Origin of the sequence: Aeromonas sp. s9 (genome assembly GCF_040907765.1) — a bacterium.
In the GTDB taxonomy this organism is placed as follows: domain Bacteria; phylum Pseudomonadota; class Gammaproteobacteria; order Enterobacterales; family Aeromonadaceae; genus Aeromonas; species Aeromonas caviae.
Genome location: NZ_JBFOCK010000074.1, coordinates 1 through 8030, shown reverse-complemented (window position 1 = coordinate 8030; position 8030 = coordinate 1). Strand labels below are relative to the sequence as shown.

At 63.2% G+C, this 8030-nt stretch carries 8 protein-coding genes; 2 read left to right on the top strand and 6 right to left on the bottom strand.

Going from position 1 to position 8030, the window contains the following annotated elements; translation table 11 throughout:
• Positions 1-92 precede the first annotated feature (92 nt).
• Positions 93-1709, top strand: a complete 1617-nt coding sequence (locus AB5Y54_RS15850) for an IS1634 family transposase (protein WP_323888334.1) — start codon at positions 93-95, stop codon at positions 1707-1709.
• Positions 1710-1845: 136 nt separating this feature from the next.
• On the opposite strand, the gene kdsA is transcribed toward AB5Y54_RS15850, so the two are convergent.
• Genes kdsA through hemA form a run of 6 tightly spaced genes read right to left on the bottom strand, consistent with a single transcriptional unit; the run spans position 1846 to position 7181 of the window.
• On the bottom strand, positions 1846-2700 hold the full coding sequence (gene kdsA / locus AB5Y54_RS15845) for a 3-deoxy-8-phosphooctulonate synthase (protein ID WP_039039605.1): 855 nt from the start codon (positions 2698-2700) through the stop codon (positions 1846-1848).
• An 11-nt stretch (positions 2701-2711) separates the two neighbouring features.
• Positions 2712-3512, bottom strand: coding sequence for a SirB1 family protein (locus tag AB5Y54_RS15840; protein WP_042015581.1), 801 nt, complete (start codon positions 3510-3512; stop codon positions 2712-2714).
• 11 nt (positions 3513-3523) lie between these two features.
• Entirely contained in the window at positions 3524-3907 is a 384-nt protein-coding gene (locus tag AB5Y54_RS15835) for a SirB2 family protein (RefSeq protein WP_039039603.1), read from the bottom strand.
• Between the two features lie 42 nt (positions 3908-3949).
• Positions 3950-4783, bottom strand: coding sequence for a peptide chain release factor N(5)-glutamine methyltransferase (gene prmC / locus AB5Y54_RS15830; protein ID WP_039039602.1), 834 nt, complete (start codon positions 4781-4783; stop codon positions 3950-3952).
• Positions 4783-5871, bottom strand: coding sequence for a peptide chain release factor 1 (gene prfA / locus AB5Y54_RS15825; RefSeq protein ID WP_048207166.1), 1089 nt, complete (start codon positions 5869-5871; stop codon positions 4783-4785). The genes prmC and prfA overlap by 1 nt, the downstream gene beginning before the upstream one ends.
• Before the next feature lie 50 nt (positions 5872-5921).
• Positions 5922-7181, bottom strand: coding sequence for a glutamyl-tRNA reductase (hemA, locus tag AB5Y54_RS15820; protein WP_134996625.1), 1260 nt, complete (start codon positions 7179-7181; stop codon positions 5922-5924).
• Between the two features lie 125 nt (positions 7182-7306).
• On the opposite strand from hemA, the gene lolB reads away from it, so the two are divergent.
• Complete coding sequence (lolB, locus tag AB5Y54_RS15815) at positions 7307-7885, top strand: lipoprotein insertase outer membrane protein LolB (RefSeq protein ID WP_042015579.1); 579 nt, start codon at positions 7307-7309, stop codon at positions 7883-7885.
• Positions 7886-8030 lie beyond the last annotated feature (145 nt).

Below are 8030 nucleotides of genomic sequence, written 5' to 3'. Positions count from 1 at the left end.
CATCCGTCATTCCGCACCTGATTTTCCCTTTTTCGCGGCTTGACAGCGATCGGCTGTTTTGATCTATTACTGCTTTTTGCAGGTCGCTCATCATGCCCGCTCCCCGCATCGCCATCCGTAACCTTGATCACCTCGGCTTGGTCGCTGGCCTGTGCCAAGAGCTCGATATCGCCCGCATGATCGATGCGGTGCTGCCCAAAAACCAATCCTTCAAAGTCTCTCATGGTCAGGCGTTGGTGGCCATGATCATCAACGGCTTAGGCTTCCATAGCAGCACCTTGCACCTGTTCCCGCGGTTCTTCGCCAACAAGCCGGTCGAGCGATTGATCGGCCCCGGGCTCTGCGCCGATGATCTTAATGATGATGTGCTCGGGCGCTGTCTGGATGCGCTGTTTGCGGCCGATGTGTCGACGCTTTATCAGGTGATGGCCGAGCAAGTGGTCGCCAAGCTGGGGCTCAAGCCCACGGCGGTGCATCTTGATATCACCAGCTTTCACGTCGATGGCGCCTATGACTGCGCCGATGGCGAACAGACCGGCCGGCTGCAACTGGTGCGGGGATACAGCCGTGACCATCGGCCAGAGCTCAATCAGGTGATCCTGGAGCTGATCTGTGAGAATCAGGCCGGCTTGCCGGTGTACCTGCAAGCGCTCAGTGGCAACAGCAACGATAACAGCGCCTTTCGCGAGACGGTTAAGCGCCACCTGCGCAGCCTCAAGTCCGCGCAGGAGAGCCGCTATCTGGTCGGTGATGCAGCGCTGTACTGCGCCGAGACCCTACACCTGTTGCATCATCAGCGCCAGCTGTTCATCACCCGCGTGCCGCGCACCCTGACGGAAGCACGGAATGCTGTGGCAGCCATTAGTGAGGCGCCGCTGACCGCGCTGGGCGATGGCTACCAGGGGCGCTGGCTGGATGCCGACTACGCGGATGTGCCGCAGCGCTGGCTGCTGGTGCGCAGCGAAAAGGCCAACCATGCCGAGCAGAAAACGCTGGCCAAGCACCTGCTGGGCGACAGCACCCGCGAGCTCAAGGCGTTCACCAAACTGTGCGCGCGGCGCTTTGCCTGTCAGGCCGATGCCGAAGCGGAGCTGGCGCGCTTTGCCAACGGGCTGAAACTACTGGAGATTGTGCAAGGCCACGTGCTGACGGAGCCCGTTTACGCCAGCGCCGGCAGACCCAAAAGCGGCCAGCAACCCGACAGCTATCAGTACCGCATCGAGGGTCAGGCCGCGACCTGCCTGGAACGGGTGGAGGAGGCCAACGCCCAGACGGGCGTGTTCATCCTGGCCACCAACGACCTGAGCGGCACCCTGACCATGGCCGAACTGCTGGCCACCTACAAGGCACAGCAAACGGTTGAGCGCGGCTTTCGTTTCCTCAAAAGCCCCGAGTTTCTGACCTCATCGCTCTATCTGAAAAAGCCGGAGCGCATTGAAGCCCTGTTGATGGTGATGACCTGCAGCCTGATGATTTACGCCGCGCTGGAGCACCGTATCCGCAAAGGGCTGGTTGCCCAAGGCCGCAGCGTGCCGGACATGAAGAAGAAACCGACGCAGAAGCCAACCGCCCGCTGGATCTTCCTGTGCTTTGGCGGGATCCACGAGTACAGCCTGGGGGGCGAACCAGCCCAAGTGACCGACATCAACACCGTTCAGGAGACCATCATCGACGTTCTCGGCCCTCGATACCGGCAGATTTATTCATGAAGCGGGTGCGGAATGTCGGTAACATCATTAACACCACGGAAACATGGTCGCAATGGACGCCGAAGAGCACCAAATGAAAATGACGGAAATAAAAATGCCCCGCATGGCGGGGCATTTTTGATAGTAAAAATCGCGATCAGGCGGAGGTATCGAGGGGCTCGAAGCCCTTGACGAGATCGTCGATGGCCTTCATCTGCTTGAGGAAGCCTTCCAGCTTCTCCAGCGGCAGGGCGCTCGGGCCGTCGCAGCGGGCAATTTTCGGATCCGGGTGGGATTCGATAAAGAGACCGGCCAGGCCCACCGCCATGCCGGCACGAGCCAGCTCGGTCACCTGCTCGCGGCGACCGCCGGAGGCCGCCCCCAGGGGATCACGGCACTGCAGGGAGTGGGTGACGTCAAAGATGACCGGATAGCCGCCGGTGCTCTTCTTCATGACGCCCAGACCCAGCATGTCCACCACCAGGTTGTCATAGCCGAAGTTGGCACCGCGCTCGCAGAGGATCAGGCGATCGTTGCCACACTCCTCGAACTTGTCGGTGATGTTCTTCATCTGGCTTGGGCTCAGGAATTGCGGCTTCTTGATATTGATGACGTTGCCGGTGCGGGCCATGGCCTCCACCAGATCGGTCTGGCGCGCCAGGAAGGCGGGCAGCTGGATGACGTCGACCACCTCGGCGACCGGTTTGGCCTGATGGGGCTCATGCAGATCGGAGATCACCGGCATGCCGAAGGTCGCTTTCAGCTCCTGGAAGATCTTCATCCCCTCTTCCAGACCCGGACCGCGATAGGAGTGGATGGAGGAGCGGTTGGCCTTGTCCCAGCTCGCCTTGAACACGAACGGGATGCCGAGCTTGCTGGTCACTTCCACGTACTTCTCGCACACCGCCATCGCCATGTCGCGGGATTCCAGCACGTTCATGCCGCCGAACAGCACGAAAGGTTTGTCGTTGGCGACGTCGATCTGGTTGACCTTGATATTCTTCTGTTCCATCTCAGGGATCCTTAATGGAGGGGTTTGGGACTGAGGTCCAGGGTGGCCAGCTGGGTTTTCAGCACATCGGCCACGGGATCATCAGGGCATTGTTCAATAAAGTATTCGAAATCGTCGGCGGCAAAGCGCGGGCAATCGAGTTGCTCATAGATGAAGCCCCGATCCCGCGTCTCCAGCGGATCGCCGGGCTTCATGCGCAGCAGCAGCTCGCTGCAGCGCAACGCCTCCGTCATGCGCTCCTCGCGCAGCAGGGCGCCCTTGCTGACATTGAGCAAGCGCTCGATGATCTCCCACTGCCCCGATGGCTGCAGATGATCATCGCTCAGACTCGCCAGGTTGCCGAGGGCACCGCGCAGCAGCAGTTCGATGCGGTGCCGGCTCAGTTCATCACCGTTGAAGGGGTCCACATAGACCTCCCCGTCCAGACCGGCAAAACTCAGGAGGAAATGGCCGGGGAAGCAGATCCCCTCCACATCCAGCCCTATCTTGCGACCCAGCTGGATGAGGAGGATGCCGAGACTGACCGGGATCCCCTTGCGCCTTGCCAGCACCTGGTCCAGATCGCAGTTGGCGGACGAGAAGTAATCCTGCCAGTCGCCACGAAAGCCCAGGGTCTGGTAGAAACCCTGCAACAGCTGACGGCGCACCTCGTCGCAGTCTCCCTCGGCAATCGTTTCGTCCAGCCAGGCATCGAGGAGGGCAAGCTCGGCCTCTCCCGTGCCGCCATGGCCCCGGATCTCGTCGCTCACCGACAGCGCCAGCTCGGCCAGATCGTGAGCTTCGAAGTCGGTCCACTCATCCACACGTATCATCGTCATCCTTCCTAGCCGAACAGGCTGGCCTGCTTTTGCACCGCAAGCTTGGCGATAAAGAAGATCCACCCCAGTGCGCCCAGGAAGGCAAACCAGCGGATGCCGTTGCTGCGGGCCAGACGCAGCGCCATCATGGCCAGAAACGCCACCACCAGGATGGACGTCAGCTTCTCGGCCAGCCAGGGAATGGCGTTGTTGAGGGGGTTGAGACCCAGCACCATGCAGAGCAGCACACCGGAGAGCACCACCAGGCCGTTGAGCCAGCCGCTGATCTTGAGGGTGCGGGCGCCCCCTGCCAGCGCGGAGCCGGTCTGCAACCAGTAAAAGCGCAGGATAAACATCAGCACGGCCCCGGCAATCAGGGTGAGGTGCAGATGCTTGAGAACAACATACATAAGATTTCCTTGAACAGGGGCAGACCGGGCCCGCCCGTCATATCACTGAGCCAGGCGCCCCAGGGTCACCCGCTCGTTATCGCCGTAATCGCGCACGGTTTCCACCTGGACGTAGCCTTGTTGCAGCAGGAGTTGACGCACCGCCTCCCCCTGATCCCAGCCGTGTTCCAGCAACAGCCAGCCACCTGGCACCAGATGGGCGGGCGCCTGGGTGACGATGAGGCGGATATCCGCCAGCCCCTGCTCCTCCGCCACCAGGGCGGAGCGCGGCTCGAAGCGCACGTCCCCCTCGTGAAGATGGGGGTCCGTCCCGTCGATGTAAGGCGGGTTGGAGACGATCATCGCAAAGCGCGGTGCATCCGAGAGCGGCGCAAACCAGCTGCCGTCGCGCACCTCGATGGGCAACCCCAGGGCGGCGCTGTTGGTGCGGGCCAGCGCGGCCGCGGCCGGCATCCTGTCCACCGCCCATACATCGGCATCCGGTCGCTCAGACTTGAGCGCAAGGGCGATGGCACCGGTGCCTGTGCCCAGATCCAGCAGGGCGCAGGGGCCGCCCGGCAGGCGGGCCAGCGCCTGTTCCACCAGCACCTCGGTATCGGGGCGCGGGATCAGGGTGGCCGGGCTCACTTTCAGCGGCAGCGACCAGAACTCCCGCTCACCGATGAGGTGGGCAATGGGCTCACCATTGAGGCGACGGGCAAGCCAGCCCGCCAGGGTCGCCTGCTGGGCGGCATCGAGCTCGTGCTCCGGCCAGGTCATCAGATAGCTGCGCCGACAATCCAGCAGATGACAGAGCAGGGCATCGGCGTCGGCACGGGGGGATTCCCCGGAGGCCAGGGTCGCCATGATATGGGCGCGGGCCTGCTGGATCTGCATCAGTTGCTCTCGGCCAGGGAGGCGAGCTGATCCGCCTGATACTCCTGCACCAGGGGGGTGATCACGCAGTCCAGATCCCCTTCCAGGATGTCGCCCAGACGATAGAGGGTGAGGTTGATCCGGTGCTCGGAGAGACGCCCCTGGGGATAGTTGTAGGTGCGGATGCGCTCGGAGCGATCCCCGGAGCCCACCAGGTTGCGGCGGGTACTCTGCTCGGCGGCGCGGTGGCGTTCGTCCTCGGCCGCCTGCAGGCGAGCGGAGAGCACCGACATCGCCTTGGCGCGGTTCTTGTGCTGGGAGCGCTCGTCCTGGCACTCCACCACCAGCCCGGTGGGCAGGTGGGTGATGCGGATGGCGGAGTCGGTCTTGTTGACGTGCTGGCCGCCGGCACCGGAGGCGCGGAAGGTGTCGATCTTCAGCTCGGAGGGGTTGATCTCCACCTGCTCGGCTTCCGGCACTTCCGGCAGCACGGCCACGGTACAGGCGGAGGTGTGCACCCGGCCCTGAGATTCGGTCTCGGGGACTCGCTGCACCCGGTGGCCGCCGGACTCGAACTTGAGGCGGCCGTAGACGTGCTCACCGTCCACCTTGGCGATCACCTCCTTGTAGCCGCCGTGTTCGCCGTCATTGCAGCTGACGATGGAGACACGCCACCCCTGACGCTCGGCGTAGCGGGAGTACATGCGGAACAGATCCCCCGCGAAAATGGCCGCTTCGTCGCCACCGGCACCGGCACGGATCTCCAGATAGCAGTTGTTGTCATCCTTGGGGTCGCGCGGCAACAGCATCACCTGAAGCGCCTGCTCCTGCTCCTCGAAGGTCGCCTTGGCGAGCGGCAGTTCCTCCTGCGCCATCTCCCGCAGCTCGGCATCCTCTTCCTCCAGCATCAGCCGGGTGGTCTCGAGGTTCTCTTCGGCCTGGCGGAAACGCTGGAAGGCGTGAACGATATCTTCCAGCTGGGCGTATTCCCGGGTCAGGGCGCGGTATCTGTCCTGATCCGAGGCGACCCCGGGCTCCCCGAGCAGGGCCTGTACTTCTTCATGGCGCTCGATGAGGCCTTCCAGCTTTCTGATCAATGAGGGGTTCATGACTCTTGGATTCTCGATGGAGGACGGGACGGCAAAGGGCCGTCCCAACACTATGATTCTTGTGACAATCCCAGCACCTGACGCAGTTGGGCCAGCTTGTGGCTGTCCCCCTGGGCGGCGGCCTGGCGCAGGGCCTGGGTCGGTGCGTGGATCAGCTTGTTGGTGAGGCGATGGGCCATGGCCTTGAGCGCCTGCTCGGCATTTTCACCCTGTTGCAGGGCCAGCAGGGCCCGCTGCAACTCTTCGTCGGCGACCTGCTGTGACTGATGGCGATAATCGCGAATGAGATCCACCGAGTGCTGGCTGCGATACCAACCCATGAACTCGTCGCGCTCTTCCTGCACGATGAGTTCCGCCTCGGCGGCCGCCCGCTTGCGGGTCTCCAGGTTCTGCTCGATGATGCCCTGCAGATCGTCCACCGTGTAGAGATAGGCATCGGAGAGCTCGTCCACCTCGGCTTCGATGTCGCGGGGCACGGCGATATCCACCAGGAACATGGGCTTGAAGCGACGCGCCTTGAGCGCCCGCTCCACCATGCCCTTGCCGATGATGGGCAGGGGGCTTGCCGTGGAGCTGATGACGATGTCCGCCTCGTGCAGGTAGTCCGGGATCTCCTCCAGGGTCATAACCTGGGCACCGAACTCCTCTGCCAGCAACTGGGCCCGTTGCAGGGTCCGGTTCGCCACCATCATCCGGGTCACGCTCTGCTCGCGCAGGTGGCGGGCCACCAGTTCGATGGTTTCGCCGGCGCCCACCAGCAGCACCTTGGTCTGGGAGAGATCGGAGAAGATACGGCGGGCCAGGCTCACGGCGGCGAAGGCCACCGACACTGCGCTGGCGCCGATCTCGGTGTCAGTGCGCACCCGTTTGGCCACCGAGAAGGATTTCTGGAACAGGCGCTCCAGGGATCCTTTCACCGCATCCGCCTGCTGGGCGTGGGCGTAGGATTGCTTGATCTGCCCCAGGATCTGCGGCTCCCCCAGCACCAGGGAGTCGAGGCCGCAGGCCACCCGCATCAGGTGGCGCACCGCTTCCTCGTCCTGGTGCCGGTAGATGGCGGAGAGCACCTCGCTCGCCTCCAGCCCGTGGAACCGCTGCAACCAGTTCAGCACCTGCTCCCCCTGCCCCTGCTCCAGACTGCAATAGAGCTCGGTGCGGTTGCAGGTGGAGACAATCACCGCCTCGCTGACGCCAGGCTGCTCCACCAGCTCACGCAGGGCGCGATCGATGCGGTCCGGGCCAAAGGCGACCCGCTCCCGCAAGGCGACACTGGCGGTGTTGTGGTTGATTCCGAGGGCAAGCAGACTCATGGGTGGGTGATGATCGTTTCATGCACAGGGTGTAGAGGCCGACAATTGTACGAGAAAGGGTAAGTCTTTAAAAGCAATACGGCCGCCCCTTATACTGTCGCAAACCTCATCTGCGGAGCTCCACCTTGTTGTTGCGTATCTTCTCCCTCGCCTGCCTGCTGGTGCTGGCGGGCTGTACCACCACCCAACCCCAGCGGGATCAGGTCAACTGGCAGCAGGAGCGCGCCCGCCTCGAACGCCTCACACACTGGCAGTTGTCGGGCAAGATGGCCATCATCACCGCCCGCCAGAAGGGCAGCGCCCGCCTCAACTGGCAGCAGAACGGCGATGACTATCGCCTCAACCTCACCAGCCTCATCGGCACCCATATTCTGGAACTCTCCCGCACCGGCGGCGAGGTGACTCTGCTCGACAACGACGGAAAACAGCACCAGAGCCAGGATGCCGAGCTCCTGGTCTATCAGCTCACCGGCTGGCACATTCCGGTGGCCGGGCTGCCTGAGTGGATCAAGGGATTGCCGGGGCAGGCCGAATTCGAGCTCAACCCCGATGCCAGCCTCGCCAGCGTGCGCGACGGCCAGTGGCAGATCGTCTACGGGGACTATCGGGATCAGGACGGCTATCGCCTGCCCCACCTGCTCACCATGACCGGGCAGGAGAGCCGTCTCAAGCTGCAGATCAACGAGTGGACCCTGACACCATGATGCACGACCAGACGCCGATCCGCTGGCCCGCCCCGGCCAAGCTCAACCTCTTCCTGCACGTCAACGGCCGCCGCCCCGATGGCTACCACGAACTGCAGACCCTCTTCATCTTTCTCAACCGCGGGGATCGGCTCGAATTCGAGCC